General features: G+C 64.1%; 1 protein-coding gene. It reads right to left on the bottom strand.

What is annotated here, in order from left to right:
- Window positions 1-555: Ig-like domain-containing protein (locus KE671_RS22580; protein WP_206164794.1), on the bottom strand; the 555-nt coding region annotated here is incomplete at both ends.

Raw genomic sequence — 555 nt, 5'->3', positions numbered from 1 at the left:
ATGGTCTGGTCAGCCGCCACCTCGGCGGCATTCAGAAGGTCATCGCCGAGGGCGTTGATGGTGACCGTGGGCAGGTGTGTGCTGTCGGCGGCGACGCTGAAGTCACGGGTGACGGTGGTGGTGTTGCCGGTGGTGTCGGTGGCCAGGGCGCTGACCGTGGCGGTGCCGTCGGCGAGTTTTGCCATATCAGCTTTGGGTACGGTCAGGGTCCAGGTGCCGTCCGTGACGGAGGCATCATACGTTTTGCCGTTCAGCGTCACCTTAACGGTGGTAACGTCGGTGCCACAGGTGCCGGTGAGCGTCAGGTCCGCGCCTTTCTCGGCGGCGTTGATGATGTCATCAGCGGTGACCCTGTCGATACCCACCGCCGGACCGGTGAGGTCAGTGGTGATGTCGCGGGTGACGGAGCCCTTGTTGCCGGCGGTGTCAGAGACCTCAGCTTTAATGGTGGCGGTGCCGGCTTCCAGCGCCGTCACATCGGCTGCCGGGACGCCCACGCTCCACTTGCCGTCTGCGTCAGTGGTGGTGGTGTACGTTTTACCGTTCAGCGTTACG

The sequence above is a fragment of the Citrobacter amalonaticus genome, from assembly GCF_018252635.1.
Taxonomy (GTDB): Bacteria; Pseudomonadota; Gammaproteobacteria; order Enterobacterales; family Enterobacteriaceae; genus Citrobacter_A; species Citrobacter_A amalonaticus_E.
The sequence above is the reverse complement of the archived record's forward strand: the minus strand, read 5'-3'. Positions and strand labels throughout refer to the sequence as shown.